12 protein-coding genes are annotated in these 14,095 nt (G+C 59.8%); 9 read left to right on the forward strand and 3 right to left on the reverse strand.

Translation table 11 applies throughout. From position 1 onward, the window contains the following. Positions 1–82 precede the first annotated feature (82 nt). On the forward strand, positions 83–2,332 hold the full coding sequence (locus LOZ77_RS10830) for a TonB-dependent receptor domain-containing protein (protein WP_230279167.1): 2,250 nt from the start codon (positions 83–85) through the stop codon (positions 2,330–2,332). 13 nt (positions 2,333–2,345) lie between these two features. On the opposite strand, the gene LOZ77_RS10835 is transcribed toward LOZ77_RS10830, so the two are convergent. Next, positions 2,346–2,741: a helix-turn-helix domain-containing protein gene (locus LOZ77_RS10835; protein WP_047822055.1), complete on the reverse strand. Its 396-nt coding sequence runs from the start codon at positions 2,739–2,741 to the stop codon at positions 2,346–2,348. A gap of 75 nt (positions 2,742–2,816) precedes the next feature. On the opposite strand from LOZ77_RS10835, the gene LOZ77_RS10840 reads away from it, so the two are divergent. The 7 genes from LOZ77_RS10840 to LOZ77_RS10870 all read left to right on the forward strand — a co-directional run bounded on the left by LOZ77_RS10840 (position 2,817) and on the right by LOZ77_RS10870 (position 11,205). Continuing rightward, positions 2,817–3,434: a cation transporter gene (locus LOZ77_RS10840; RefSeq protein WP_047822057.1), complete on the forward strand. Its 618-nt coding sequence runs from the start codon at positions 2,817–2,819 to the stop codon at positions 3,432–3,434. A 91-nt stretch (positions 3,435–3,525) separates the two neighbouring features. After that, positions 3,526–5,475, forward strand: a complete 1,950-nt coding sequence (locus tag LOZ77_RS10845; RefSeq protein ID WP_230279168.1) for an FTR1 family protein — start codon at positions 3,526–3,528, stop codon at positions 5,473–5,475. A gap of 157 nt (positions 5,476–5,632) precedes the next feature. Continuing rightward, on the forward strand, positions 5,633–6,250 hold the full coding sequence (locus LOZ77_RS10850) for a TetR/AcrR family transcriptional regulator (protein WP_230279169.1): 618 nt from the start codon (positions 5,633–5,635) through the stop codon (positions 6,248–6,250). Further along, positions 6,247–7,251: an efflux RND transporter periplasmic adaptor subunit gene (locus LOZ77_RS10855; RefSeq protein WP_120108382.1), complete on the forward strand. Its 1,005-nt coding sequence runs from the start codon at positions 6,247–6,249 to the stop codon at positions 7,249–7,251. Before LOZ77_RS10850 ends, LOZ77_RS10855 begins: the two co-directional genes overlap by 4 nt. 6 nt (positions 7,252–7,257) lie before the next feature. After that, positions 7,258–8,979, forward strand: coding sequence for an ATP-binding cassette domain-containing protein (locus tag LOZ77_RS10860; protein WP_230279170.1), 1,722 nt, complete (start codon positions 7,258–7,260; stop codon positions 8,977–8,979). Then, positions 8,976–10,094, forward strand: a complete 1,119-nt coding sequence (locus LOZ77_RS10865) for an ABC transporter permease (protein WP_230279171.1) — start codon at positions 8,976–8,978, stop codon at positions 10,092–10,094. The genes LOZ77_RS10860 and LOZ77_RS10865 overlap by 4 nt, the downstream gene beginning before the upstream one ends. Positions 10,095–10,098: 4 nt before the next feature. Further along, on the forward strand, positions 10,099–11,205 hold the full coding sequence (locus LOZ77_RS10870) for an ABC transporter permease (RefSeq protein ID WP_230279172.1): 1,107 nt from the start codon (positions 10,099–10,101) through the stop codon (positions 11,203–11,205). A 6-nt stretch (positions 11,206–11,211) separates the two neighbouring features. Here the strand turns inward: LOZ77_RS10870 and ppk2 are convergent, their stop codons facing one another. Further along, positions 11,212–11,988: a polyphosphate kinase 2 gene (ppk2, locus tag LOZ77_RS10875; protein WP_230279173.1), complete on the reverse strand. Its 777-nt coding sequence runs from the start codon at positions 11,986–11,988 to the stop codon at positions 11,212–11,214. Positions 11,989–12,124: 136 nt separating this feature from the next. Between ppk2 and LOZ77_RS10880 the strand changes: the two genes are divergently transcribed. After that, on the forward strand, positions 12,125–12,754 hold the full coding sequence (locus LOZ77_RS10880) for an RNA polymerase sigma factor (protein WP_230279174.1): 630 nt from the start codon (positions 12,125–12,127) through the stop codon (positions 12,752–12,754). A 272-nt stretch (positions 12,755–13,026) separates the two neighbouring features. Here the strand turns inward: LOZ77_RS10880 and LOZ77_RS10885 are convergent, their stop codons facing one another. After that, the gene (locus tag LOZ77_RS10885; RefSeq protein WP_230279175.1) at positions 13,027–14,076 is read right to left on the reverse strand and encodes a type II glyceraldehyde-3-phosphate dehydrogenase; all 1,050 of its coding nucleotides are present in this window, start codon (positions 14,074–14,076) and stop codon (positions 13,027–13,029) included. Positions 14,077–14,095: the final 19 nt, after the last annotated feature.

Below are 14,095 nucleotides of genomic sequence, written 5' to 3' on the forward strand. Positions count from 1 at the left end.
CGCCTCCTCGCAAACGCAGGACATCGGCATATATCACTATTGCGAATCAATAGCAGAATGGTTATTAGGGCGTCGAACGGATTTGAAAGGATTGAATATGTACCGTGCAACTGTCTCTCTTCTGGCATTGGCGCTCTCCAGTCCGGCGGTCGCGCAGTCGGTTGATGCCAAAAGCGGTTCAGGCGCGCAGGGCGGCATGCCTCCGCAATCCGAATCGATCATCGTCACCGGCGGGCGAGTTGATGAGGGCGACGTCGCCGGGTCGGCGGACATTGTCGGCCCCGAGGACCTTCGCGAATTTGAGTATGGCGACGTCAATAGGGTCTTGCGGCAGGTGCCGGGGGTCAATCTTCAAGAAGAGGACGGGTTCGGACTTTTTCCCAATATCGGATTGCGCGGTACTCCGGTGGAACGTTCGAGCAATATCACGCTGATGGAAGACGGGGTGCTCATTGCGCCAGCCCCCTACGCGGCCCCCGCAGCCTACTATTTTCCGGCGGTTGGCCGAATGGCGGCTGTCGAAGTCGTCAAGGGAGCTAGGGCTGTGGCTTACGGACCCCGCACGATCGGCGGGGCCGTGAACTTTCGCTCGACGCCGATCCCCGTCGCGGGCTTCGCCGGTTCGGCTTCAGGCCAATACGGATCGCGCGGCTACTACCAGGGACATGGCTGGGTCGGTGGCGAGACAGATAATGTGGGTGCGCTGCTCGAGACCTTTCAGCAGGGGAGCGACGGGTTCAAGACGATTGACGGGTTCCCGAATGCCGACACCGGCTTTGATCGTCAGGATTACCGCGGGCGGTTTGCCGTGCATTCAAGCCCTGACGCGCCCACCGACGCTCGCCTCGAGCTTGTCTATGGAAGATCCGAGCTGGACGCGAACGAGACCTATCTCGGGCTTGTTGATACAGACTTTGCCGCCGACCCTTATCGACGTTATGCGGCAAGCCAACGCGACCGCTTTACCGGTGAGCATGACCAATACCGGATAACAGGCAGTCTCCGCCTCATCGATGATACGAAGATCGCCGCGACGCTCTATCGCAACGATTTCGCTCGAAGCTGGTCAAAATTGCAGGATATCGACTTCGATGGCGATGGCCGCTTTGAGGCCATTCAGCCCGTGTTTGATGATCCTAATGCAAACCCTGAAGCCTTGGCCATTCTTCGTGGAGCGGACAGCGCCGCGGGAGCGCTTCGGGTCCGTAACAACAATCGCGTGTACCGCAGTCAAGGGTTGCAGGTGTCGTTGGAAAAGCCTTTCGATACGGGATCGCTTCGACACAATCTTACTGTATCGGCGCGCATCCATGAGGATGAAGAGGACCGTCTGCAAAATGAGGACTTTTATTCGCAAACAGCCGGCGATCTTGTTTTTGTCCGTCAGACGGCGCTCGGAGCACAAGCCAATCGCGAGGCCAAAGCTGATGCCATCGCCTTTTACTTCGAGGACAGGATTGAGTTTGGAAGGCTCACACTCACACCTGGCATTCGCTACGAGGGCATCACGTTGACCAGGCTGGATTATGATCGGGACGATCCCGAGCGACTGGCTGGTCCGACACGCACGCGCAAAACGAACATCGATGAATGGCTCCCAGCGCTCGGTGCCACATACGATCTCGGGAATGTTCGGCTGATTGCAGGAGTCTCACGCGGCTTCTCCCCTCCCGGCCCGGGCAATCCGGACGCCCGTGCGGAGAAAAGCTGGAATTACGAAGCTGGCGCCAGGTTCCAAAACAATCTGGTAAGCGCCTCTGCAATTGCGTTCTACTCCGATTATTCCAACCTGCTCGGAAATTGCACGCAGTCGGTCGGGTGCAGCGTGGGAGACATCGGCGATCAGTTCAATGGTGGGGCCGTTACGGCCAAAGGTGTTGAGCTCTCCGCCTCGGCGACACCGACGATCGGCGAGGCGATTTCATTTCCCATCTCAGTTGCGTACACGTTTACCGACGCACAGTTCGACAGCAATTTTGAGAGCGAATTTTTCGGTTCCGTTTCCGCCGGCGATGCCCTGCCGTATCTCGCCCGCCATCAGCTGTATGCCGAGACGGGCGTTGTTTACGGTCCTGTATCCATGACGCTAGGTGCCAATTATGTATCAAAGGTGCGAACCGAAGCCGGCAGCGGCCCCATTCCGGTTGCCGAGCGGGTGGACGACAGGATCATTTTTGATCTTGCTGGACGATTTGCCGTAACCGACGAGGTATCACTCTTCGCGCGTATCGATAATCTGCTCGACGAAACATATGCTGTCGCACGCCAGCCAACCGGCCTGAGACCGGGTGCGCCGCGCCGATTCGTGGGAGGAGCTAGTTTGCGCTTCTAGAGGCGCCTCCGATTTATCTATCGCGCACGGCAAGAGTGTCTATGATCCTACACTCACTGATCGTGTCCTGTTCGCACTTCGCGATCATGCGCGAGAGTTCGTCGCGCATGACCTGCAGGGCGGCAATCTTACGCTCTACCTGACCAAGATGCGCGCGCGCCAATGAATCAACCTCTGCGCAGGATCGATCATCCTCTTCCGAGAGCTCGAGCAGTTCGCGGATATCCGGCATCGAAAAGCCGAGATCGCGCGCGCGGCGAATGAAGATCAATCTCGCCGCTTCGGCAGGTCCGTAATCGCGATAGTTCGATCGGGTTCGGGATGGGGCGGTTAAAATGCCTACGCGCTCGTAAAAGCGGATCGTCTCGGCTTTGACGCCGGTCTTCCGCGCGACCTCACCAATTCTCATACCATCATCCCCAATCGCTTGACCTTGTAGTGGCTACAAGGTGCATAGGCGGTCTTGAAACCAGGAGTCGAGTAGATGGCGAAGAATTGTTGCGATGCTGCCGATGTCGGCGATGTCCATAACGATCCGAGATGGCGCAAGGTCCTGTGGGTGGCCCTTGGTCTCAACGCCATCATGTTTGCAGTCGAAATCGTGGCCGGGATTGCCGCCGATTCGCGCGCGCTACAGGCCGATGCACTCGATTTTCTGGGCGATTCGGCCAATTATGCCATCAGTCTCGGAGTTGCCGGAATGGCGATTGCATGGCGGGCGCGCGCGGCGCTCGCGAAGGCGGCGACCATGCTGGGCTTTGGTCTTTGGGTCCTGGGCTCGGCGATCTGGGGCCTCTTCGCCGGCGCATCTCCGGATGCCGGAACGATGGGCATCGTCGGTTTCCTGGCGCTCGCAGTAAATCTCGCGGTCGCGGCGATGCTCTTTCGGTATCGAACCGGGGACGCGAATATGCGCTCGGTATGGATCTGTTCGCGCAACGACGCGATCGGAAACGTCGCGGTGCTAGCGGCCGCGGTCGGTGTTTTCGGGACGGGGGCGGCATGGCCTGATCTTGCTGTTGCCGGAATCCTGGCAAGCTTGGCGATCTGGGGAAGTGCCGACGTGTTCGTCCAAGCGAGGCGCGAGCTCAGGGCAGCATGAACGGTCTAAAGCACAGCCGCCGGTTGCGTCGGACATGAGAAGTAGTTTATTTGATATTGCGACTTAATTGCATAGCCTGAGAAGGGTTCGGATGTCTGTTTCCATTCCATCGCCGCACATGGTGCTAAGGGTCTTCATCATCTCCCTCCTTCTAAGCCTGTCCGGCGTAGCGCGCGCGGAGGGCGCAGAGGTGCGCACGACCTGGCGCCTTCTCGACTACATTGCTGTCGATTACTCCGCAGCGGTGTCGAACGGGCAGGTCATCGACGATTTCGAATACAGCGAAATGGTCGAATTTTCTTCGACCGTCGGCGAACAAGTAGCCGCGCTTCCCGATGCTTCGGCCAAGCCCGGTCTCTTCGCGATGTCTGTCGAGCTGCGCCAGGCGATTGAGAAGAAAGCCCCGGTCGAGCGCGTTTCCCGGCTGGCCCGTGCCTTGGGGGGATCGCTGTTGGAGGCGTACCCGGTTCCGCTGGCTCCCCGAAGCCCGCCGGATCTGTCTCGCGCAGCGGCGCTCTTTGCGCAAAACTGCGCCTCGTGTCACGGTGCTTCGGGCAGTTCCCCTCCGGCAGCCAGCATGACGCTCGAGCCTCCACCGATCGATTTTACCGATGATAACCGCGCGCGCCAGCGCAGCCTCTTCGGTCTCTATCAGGTTATAACTCAGGGCCTTGAGGGCACGTCGATGCCCAGCTTCGCCACACTTCCGGAAGCCGATCGTTGGGCCCTCGCATTTCATGCAGGCGGCATCGCATTCGAGGATCTCGAACGCGGGGAGAAAATCTGGCGCGAAGATGACCGGGTGCGGCGTCTGATACCCGATCTCGAGACACTTGCGGCCATCACGCCCGCAGAGCTCGCCGACGCGATCGGAGAGAACCGGGCATTGGCCGTCATGGCATACCTGCGATCAAATCCCGGAGTTGTCAGCCAGAGAAGCGAGAACGGCTCGCTCGATCTTGCGCGGCAGACCCTGCAGCAAAGTCTCGCCGCCTACGAGCGGGGCGAACGCGCAGAGGCGCGCCGACTAGCTCTGTCGGCCTATCTTGACGGCTTCGAACCGGTCGAGGGTATTCTCGCGACGCGCGATGGTGATCTCATGCGGCAGATCGAGCAAGCGCTCAGCCAATATCGTTCAGATATCGAGCGCAACGTGCCTGTCTCGCGATTGCGCGAACGACACGCTTTCGCCGCGAGCCTGCTTGAGCAAGCGGATGTCGCTCTCGCGCCCGAAGCAGCCAGCGACATCTCCACTTTTCTGGGTGCCTTCACGATCCTGCTGCGCGAGGGGATAGAGGCACTTCTCGTGGTGATTGCCATGATCGCCTTCGTTCGCAAATCGGATCGCGGCGAAGTAATCGCCTACGTTCATGGCGGCTGGATCGCCGCGCTGCTGGCAGGCGTCGCCACCTGGGTGGCCGCGACCTACTTCGTCGCTATTAGCGGAGCGAGCCGCGAGCTCACCGAAGGATTCGGTGCGCTGTTGGCGGCGGTCATCCTCATTTCCGTCGGGATCTGGATGCACGGCAAGAGCCAGGCAGATGAATGGCGACGCTATATTCAGCAGAAGATGGGGAAGGCTCTCTCCAGGCGATCGGCATGGTTTCTCTTCGGGCTCGCCTTTGTCGTCGTCTATCGCGAAGCCTTTGAAACGATCCTGTTCTATGCTGCCCTCTGGACCCCTGATAGCAGTTCGGTGATACTTGCAGGGGCCGTGTCGGCTCTCGCCGTCCTGTCGGCTCTTGCATGGTTTATGCTGCGCTACAGCCGCAAGCTTCCGATCACGCAATTTTTCAAGTACAGCGCGATCCTGATCGCAGCGCTCGCGATCATCCTGACCGGCAAGGGTGTGGGCGCGTTCCAGGATTCCGGACTTCTTTCCGCCACCTTCATTTCCGGCTTGCCGCGCCTCGCCGAACTCGGCTTTTTTCCGACTGTGGAGACGACCGGCGCGCAGTTGATCACGTTGCTGACACTGATTGTCGGATTTCGCGCACGCCGGGCTTCTTCCACCCCGGCCCCGGCAAACATCAAGGGATAAGCGGTCCCGGTTACACAGTGTCCTCGGTCTGGACGCGGGGCGGGCCTGCGAATGAACATCCTACGCTTCAGAGCAAGCATAAAGCTACGCCGAAAAAGGATCATGCAGATATGTAATATCTCGCTGACTGATGCGTCAGTCATATCGAGGTGTTCAAATGGCCGATGATATCGCCGGAAAATTGAAAGCTGCCGCGGCCGAGCTGTTCACTCAGCACGGATTTACGGCGACCCGCGTCGCCGACATCGTCGCGAATGCGGGCGTAGCGCAGGGGACCTTTTACCTGCATTTTGAAAACAAGCCATCGCTGTTTGTCGCGCTTATCGATGAATTCTTTGCAGGACTGATTGAGGAGACCATTGCCCGCCATCCCGCCAAGCGGCTGCAAACCGGAGAGCATCTATCAGCCGAGGTTGAGGAGATCTGGATGACCATCATTCGGTATGGCCGCAAGCATGATATTCTGACCAGGCTGGTCTTGCGTGAGGCCTATGCGCTTCCGCCCGAGCAGCGCGCTCATATCAATCGACATTTCGAGCAAGGTGCTGACGCGCTCGCGCGGTATCTCGAAGATGCCCAACAGCTCGGCCTGGTGAAGAATCTCCCGGCGCGACTCATTGCTTGGCTTCTTGTCGGAATGATCGAGCGGGCAATGCACTACGCCGTTTTTGTCGCGCCGAACGCACCGAGCGTGTCGCTGGCAGGGCATTGCACCGAGTTCGAACTCCTGGGCCTGCTGGAACCTAGTGCCGCTAGGACCGGAGGCGAATCATGAGATCCAGACAGAAGGTCTACATCGGCATTGGCCTGCTCGTATTGCTAGCCGCTTCGGCAGCGACAATCTGGCTGATGCAGCCTGATCGGCATGAGCGAGAAGGTCATCTGGTACTCAATGGAAATGTCGATATTCGGCAGGTCAATCTGGCGTTCAAGGTTCCAGGCAGGATCGACCGATTGGCGTTCGATGAGGGAGATAGGGTTGAAGCTGGCGATCTTTTGGCCTCGCTTGAACCTCAGGATTATAAGAACGAGATCGCGCTTGCCGAAGCGCGTGCCAGCCAACGCTCCGCAGCGCTCGCCGCTCTCGAATCGGGCAGCAGGCCGGAGGAGATCGAGTGGGCGAGAGCGCGGGTTGCAGAAGCGGAGTCCGCGCTGAGCGTTGCCCAGGCAACCCTGGACAGGGTCGAACACCTCGCCGGGAAGGGCTTTGCCTCACGGCAGACCCGGGACGAGGCGCGCTCTCAGCGCGATCGCGCGGCCGCTCAGCGGCAGGCGGCACTCGAAGAACTCTCGCTTGTCCGCGAGGGACCCCGACGCGAAGAAATCCGGCAAGGACGCGCGGCGCTTGGAGCCGAGCGAGCTGCCGCTGCACTCGCCCGGCAACGCCTAGTAGACGCGAACCTTTACGCGCCCGCTGACGGGATCATCCTGACGCGCGCACGCGAGGCTGGAGCCATCGTGGGGCCGGGCGAAACCGTATTCACACTCGCACACACCTCGCCCATGTGGATCCGGGCCTATATCGAGGAACCCGACCTCGAGCGCGTCGAGATCGGTACCCCCGCGACAGTGTTGACCGAGGCTGGCCGCGAATTTCCCGGCCGCATTGCCTACATCTCACCGACAGCCGAGTTTACACCCAAGTCCGTTGAGACCCGCGAACAACGCACCAGCCTTGTCTACCGGGTGCGTGTGCGTACCGAAGATCAAGACGGAATCCTGAAGCAGGGCATGCCGGTCTCCGTGATCGTCCGTCCCGTCGCCCGCGGGCGTTGACGGGTGGTGGCCCTGGTAACCATCGAAGGCCTGACCAAACGGTTCCCCAAGCAAGCCGAACCGGCATTGCGCAGTGTTAGTACACAGATCAGATCGGGCCACATCGTCGGGCTGGTGGGGCCCGATGGCTCGGGGAAGACAACCTTCTTGCGCTTGATCGCCGGACTGCTGCGCGCCGATGAAGGCGGGATCGACGTGGGAGGTTTAGATCCCGTCGCCAACGCGAAGGAGGTGCGCGCGCGCATTGCCTATATGCCGCAACGTTTCGGCCTCTACGAGGATCTGAGCGTGGAGGAAAATCTCAATCTCTACGCAGATCTGCGCGGACTGGTTGGATCAGCGCGCAAGGCGACATTCGAGCGGCTTCTCGATTTTACCGGCCTAGCGCCATTTACCGGCAGATTGGCGGGCGCCTTGTCGGGCGGCATGAAGCAAAAGCTCGGGCTCGCCTGCGCTCTCGTTGTGACACCTGAACTCCTGTTGCTGGACGAGCCAAGCGTCGGCGTAGACCCTATTTCGCGGCGCGAACTCTGGCGAATGGTAAGCCGACTGACCGATGAAGGGATCACGGTCGTTTGGGCAACCGCCTACCTCGATGAGGCCGAGAAATGCGAGACTGTGCTCGTGTTGAGCGAGGGCGATCTCATCTTCGACGGTCGGCCGGCCGATCTGGCCGCGCGTGTCGAAGGCCGGGTGTTTATGATCGAGGGCATCGAGGGCGATCGGCGCTACGTTTTGAATAAGGCTCGCCAACACGAGGCTGTGATGGATGGAACAATCCAGGCCAGCGACGTCAGGCTGTTGCTCAACGAGAATGCGCATGCCCCCTCACTGGCTTCGATTGGCGCGGGGGATGAAGCTCGGCTGCAACCTGTCGCGCCGCGTTTCGAGGATGCGTTCATCGATCTCATCGGCGGCGGGTTTCGCGCCGAGTCGCCCTTCGCCGGTGGATCGGAGCGCAGCCACGATATAGCGATTGCCGTAGAGGCGCGCGGACTAACGCGGATGTTCGGCTCCTTCACTGCGGCGTCCGAAATCAGTTTCGATGTGCGTCGAGGTGAAGTGTTTGGGCTTATCGGACCCAATGGCGCGGGCAAGTCGACTACATTCAAAATGCTCTCCGGCCTTCTCAAGCCGACCAGCGGTGAGGCTCGTATTGCCGGTGTCGATTTGCGTACTGCCGCGAGCGAGGCACGGGCTCGTCTCGGATACATGGCGCAAAAATTTTCGCTGTATGGCGATCTCAGCACGTTGCAGAATCTGCGGTTCTTCGCACGTGTTTACGGCCTTACCGGAGTGCGGCAGCGTACCATGATTGCGCGTATGATCGAAAGCTTCGCCCTCACGGACAAGCTCGATGAGAATTCCGGTCAGCTCCCGCTTGGGTTCAAGCAGCGTCTGTCACTCGCCTGCGCCGTCATGCACGAGCCTGACGTCCTTTTTCTCGACGAGCCGACCTCGGGTGTCGATCCGCGTACGCGCCGTGAATTCTGGGCCCATATCAACGCCATGGTCACGAACGGCGTAACCGTCATCGTGACGACACATTTTCTCGACGAAGCGGAGTATTGCGACCGCGCCGCGCTCATATATCGCGGGCAGATGATTGCTTTGGGGACTCCCGCCGAACTCAAGGCGCAAGCGGCCTCCTCGACCATGCCCAACCCGACCTTTGAGGATGCATTCATCGCTCTCGTCGAAAAGAACGAAGCGGAGACCTCGCCATGAGTTTTTCGCGTTTCGCCGCGATCATGCGCAAGGAAACCCGGCAGGCTATCCGGGACCCGAGCACACTCATGATTGCCGGCCTATTGCCGATCATGCTGATTTTCCTGTTCGGTTATGCGGTTTCGTTCGACCCCCGGCAGTTCTCGGTCGGCGTTGTGGTCGAACAGCCGACCGGAGAGACGGAGAGCTTTGTCGCGTCGCTGCGCAACACGCGCTATTTCGAGATTGAAACAGCGCCTGTGCGAAAGGACTTCGAAACCCTCATGGCCGCGGGCGAGCTCGATGCGATCATCATCCTGCCACAGGATTTCAGCGCAATTGCGCTCCGCGGAGAGGCGGCGCCGATCCAGATCCTGGTCGATGGGGGTGATCCAAACACAGCCGGACTGGTTGGCTCCTATATTGAATTGCTCGTTATCAATTGGCTCGAGCAGGAATGGCTCGATCGCGGGCAACCGCCGCTCGCGCCTCTCGTCTCGATTGAGCCGCGTGTCTGGTTTAACGCCGAGATTTCGAGCCGCAACTATCTGGTCCCCGGCTCGGTGGCGATCATTCTCACCATAATCGGCGCCTTGCTCACAGCGCTTGTGGTTGCCCGCGAATGGGAGCGCGGCACAATGGAGGCCCTTCTTGCGACACCTGTCGCTCCGCTCGAACTGCTGCTGGGCAAGCTTGTGCCCTATTTCGTGCTGGGCCTCGGCTCGTTCATGCTGTCCGTGTTTGTGGCCGTGGCGTTTTTTGGTGTTCCCTTCCGCGGATCGTTTCTCGCGCTCTCGCTCGCAGCCGCACTCTTCATGCTGTGCTCGCTGGGCCAAGGACTGCTCATTTCGACGCTCACCCGCAACCAGCTTGTGGCAGCGCAGGTCGCGGTGATGCTTGCCTTTTTGCCCGCGCTCTACTTTTCCAATTTCGTTTTTGAGCTCGACAGCATGCCACTGGCGCTCCAGCTCTTCAGCTACGCGATCCCGGCGCGCTTTCTCGTCTCTACCCTGCAGACGCAGTTTCTTGCCGGCAATGTCTGGGCGGTTCTGCTGCCCGATCTCGCTGCCCTTGCCATCTTCGCGATTGTGATCTTCGCGATCTGCGCTCTGTTCACACGCACCCGGCTCGACTGAGACCATGTGGCAACGCATCTACGCCTTGATCGTGAAGGAGCTTCTGGCAAGCGCGCGCGATCCGCAAACCCGTTGGGTGGTGCTGTTTTCGCCGCCCTTTCTGCTCCTCATCTACGCCTTTGCAATTACGCAGGAAGTATCGGACGTCACCCTGGCGGTCTACAACCAGGACCACGGCAATGCCTCGGTCGAGCTTATCAGCCGCTTCGAGGGTGCCGAAGTATTCGATCAGATTATCCATTTGCGAGCAGGCGCGGATATCGCGCCGACAATCGACGCACGCCGTGCGACGCTGGTCATGCGCGTTGGCGAAGACTTCTCGCGGCGACTCGAGCGCGGCGAAAGTGCCGAGGTTCAGCTCATCCTCGATGGCCGCAGATCCAACACCGCTCAGATCCTGCTGGGATACAGCAGCCGGGTCGTCGAAGCCTATAATCAGGAGCGGCTCTATAGACTGCGCGCGACAGCACCTGTGCGTCTTGTCCAGAGGACCTGGTTCAATCCCAATCTCGAGCCGCTCTGGTCCGCAGTGCCAGCGCTCTTTGCCGTCCTCGTAGCCGTGGTCGGTTTCATGGTGTCCGCGCTGTCGATCGCCCGCGAGCGCGAGCTCGGTACCTTCGAGCAATTGCTGGTGTCGCCGCTGCGCCCCTTCGAGATCCTGATCGGCAAAAGCGTGCCGGCTCTCCTGATTGCGCTGACGAGCGCAACTGCGATGCTGGTTCTGGGGATGCTGTTTCTCAACGTACCGATCCGCGGTTCTCTCGCCCTGCTTTTCTTCGGAATGGTTGTCTATCTCGCTGCAATAATCGGTATCGGCCTGTTTATCTCATCGCTCGCCAAGACCCAGCAGCAGGCGATTATCGGGCTGTTCATGTATATGGTCCCGGCCGTGCTTATTTCGGGCTATGCCACGCCGGTCGAAAACATGCCCGACTGGTTGCAGGGCCTTGCCGCCGCCACGCCGATCACCCACTTCATAGTCATCAGCAAAGCGGTGTATCTTCGTGAAGCGCCACTCTGGCTCTATTTCTCCCACATCTGGCCCATGGCGCTTATCGCTGCCGTGAGCCTGCTGGCGGCGACCTGGCTGTTTCGCCGCCGAACGGGTTAGACAGTTTCACGGGGCCAAGCGACCAATCCCGAGTTCGGCAACCGGGAGGATGACCGAAGGGTCGGGACGCGCGAGGCGTCGATCGACCGCCGGACATGCGATAGATTGCAGCATGTGTCGGATGATGTTGAGGCGTGCGGCGCGTTTGTCGTTGGCGCGCACTGCAATCCACGGAGCATAGGCAAAATCTGTGCGTGTCAGCATTTCGTCCCGGGCTTTGGAATAATCATTCCACTTCTCAAGCGCCGCTGCATCGATGGGGCTGATCTTCCACTGCTTGAGCGGATCAGTGCGCCGCGCTTTGAGGCGCTTGGCTTGCTCTTTTCTATCGATGTCGAGGTAGTATTTGAGAAGCGTAGTCCCGTCGCGTGCCAGCATTTCTTCGAATTGCGCGACGTTAGAGAAGAAGTCGGCAACTTCCTCCTTGTCGGCAAATCCCATCACCCGTTCGACCCCCGCCCGGTTGTACCAAGAGCGATTGAACAGAGCGATCTCCTCATCGGCGGGCAGCTGTTCGCTGTAGCGGCGAAAATACCAGCTGCGCGCGTCGCGATCGGAGGGTTTGCCCAGCGCCACGACGCGAGTCTCGCGCGGACTCATATGTTCGCGCACACGCTTGATCACACCGTCCTTTCCGGCCGCATCTCTCCCTTCGAAGATGATCAGAACACGCTCGCCATGGGCGATGACCTGGCGTTGAATCTTGACCAGTTCGATCTGCAGCGCGCGCAATTGTTGCTTGTATTCGCTCTTGGATATTTTCTTCTTTTGCGAACTCGACATGTTGCTCTCCGGCTCTTTAGCTGCGATGAGGGGACAAACCCCGAACATGTCGCGACGATACTGCCGTCCGCGACGGATCCACGGAAAGAGACTGGCTCTTCACCGGCATTGGGGCACTGGCGCTTCGGGGTTTTCCATGATCGAAAATAAAGCCGATAAAGCTGACGGGTCTGAGGAGGCGTTGCGACCGATGGATGAAGCAGTACGCCGGGCCCTGGTGGATAGCCACGAAGATATGCTGCGTTTCCTCATCGGCCGTATGCGGGGGCGTCAGGAGGCGGAGGAAGTTCTTCAGCGTTTCATGCTTCGCGCGATCGAGCGGGCTGGGGACCTGCGGAACGTGGGTTCGGTCAAGGGATGGCTCTCCCGAGTGCTGGCGACGACGATTGCCGACTTTTACCGACAGGCTGCGCGCGGCCGTAAACACGAAACCGCCATTGATCCTCAGGAACTTGCCGAACTCGCAGAAGCGGAGGTCGTTTCTGACGCGGAGATGGAGGCTGCCGTATGCAACTGTCTCTATCGCCTCCTGCCAACGCTCAGGCCGGACTATGCCGAAGTCATCTGGCGCGCTGATTTGCTCGAGGAGCCGCGTGAAAGCATTGCCAGCGCGCTCGATACGAGTGTCAACAATATCAACGTGCGTCTTCATCGTGCGCGCGGCGCACTTCGCACGCGCCTGCTCCAGATGTGCCGCACCTGTGTCATTCACGGTTTCCTCGATTGCGAATGCCAGCAAGAGAAGGAGCAAGCGCCCGCGCTGTAGACGCGGACTGTCGGGGCCGCACTATCTGGGCGATGCTAGTCTCCCTCCTTCGGCCGCGCGTCTCCTGGGCTGTATGGCTGTGTAGCTTTATCGTTTTGGCGTGGATGGCTGTCGACGCCTAAGGTCCAGGCCGGCGGGTCGCTTGCGGGAAACGTTTCGATCAAAGCTTCGTCGATCGCTCGCTCTTCCAGGCCGGAGGATCGCGTCTTTGGCTTGCATCGTGGCCGGTCCGTGGGGGCGTTCGTCATTGGCTTCGCTCTTGCCTTCAATCGCTACAATCTCAGCTCGTCTGCTCCGATACCAAGCGTCTTGTTTGTCAATCGCATCGAGACCTCGGGCTGCTCCTCGCTCGACGCCAGGGCACGGATCGCATCTATCGTTTCAGGGATGACGATGGCTTGGTTGTCGACCATGTAATTGTAGCACAGTTCGGTTCCATCGACCGCGAGAATGTTGCTCCAGAGGGCCACCTCGTAGAGGTCTGCATTGGGCCGCCCCTCCATCGCCATCGCCTCTTTGACGCTGTTGAGTGCTGACAGTCCGCTGTCTTCATCGATGAGCAGAATTCTTGGCGAGGCCGCAAATGCGTCGAGGACTTCCTCCTTTGTCGCCGGCCGGGTGAGCTCGACATACCAGCTGTGTAGATGAGCCAGGGTCTCAGGAACCTTGATCGCAATCGTCACCACATCGAGTTCCGGATCCACATGCCGGGCATCCGGCCCCTGATGGCTCGGGATTGTCGGCTCGGGCACGAGCGTGTTCATGATCCCCCCGAGATGGCTCTCCCAGGGGTCGGTGGCCCGGCGCATAAGTGTCCCGCGCGCTTTTTTGAGCAGGCCTGCGCGCTTCAGCGCCCCTAGGGTGCGGACAATCGACGTGGTGTTGCATGACACGACCCGTGTCGCATCGCGTCCGAATGCGCTCCCGTAGGTTGCTTCGGCGACGAATGAGTGCCCCGCCACGTCGTGCTTCTCGCCTCCCTGCACGATGAATGGCTTCCCGGCGCGGCGATAGATGTTTGCGTTCTGGGCACCGATGCCCTTGGGTGTGCAGTCGACAATGACGTCGCTTGCCGCGATGAGATCCTCTAGCGAACCCGCAACGTCGAGACCCGACTCCGGCAAGGTTTGCGAGGCCTGCGAAATGGCCGCGAACAGGCGAACGCCGTCCTTCGCGAGCATTGCGATCCGCCAATCGGCGGCGACGTCGGCGACACCGGCCAATGCCATATCGGGTTGCAGCCTTACGGCGCCGACAACGCGGCGACCGATTACCCCTGCTCCTACGACCCCTACCGAGATCTTGTTTGGCTCCTTTGTCATTGAAAATGAACTCCAGTTG

Origin of the sequence: Croceicoccus sp. Ery15, assembly GCF_020985305.1 — a bacterium.
In the GTDB taxonomy this organism is placed as follows: domain Bacteria; phylum Pseudomonadota; class Alphaproteobacteria; order Sphingomonadales; family Sphingomonadaceae; genus Croceicoccus.